This is a genomic window from Alicyclobacillus suci (assembly GCF_017329615.1).
Taxonomy (GTDB): Bacteria; Bacillota; Bacilli; order Alicyclobacillales; family Alicyclobacillaceae; genus Alicyclobacillus; species Alicyclobacillus suci.
Window position 1 is genome coordinate 1 of the sequence record NZ_JAFMTW010000235.1, and the last position, 256, is coordinate 256.

Below are 256 nucleotides of genomic sequence, written 5' to 3' on the forward strand. Positions count from 1 at the left end.
GTCGGGTAAAGGTAGAGATGCCTTCTAATGGTGCTGCTAACAAAGCCCGCAAGATTGCCTCACGATTGATAGGTTTCGAACCCTGGGGTGACGAACTTTTCAACTTCACAGCGTACAGTTGAAGATCTAATGCTGAGAAGAATAGCTCCAAACGCTCACTGGACTCAATTTCTAACCAGGATTCAAAGGAAAACAGAGACTTTTGGAGAAGATACAAGTGGACTTCCCTCCTCGAGTATTTCTAGTTTGGTCACTT

At 44.5% G+C, this 256-nt stretch carries 1 pseudogene; it reads right to left on the minus strand.

The features are described 5' to 3' along the window. Positions 1–217 (minus strand): annotated as a pseudogene (locus J3482_RS20560) (transposase); the annotation flags it as partial. Positions 218–256: the final 39 nt, after the last annotated feature.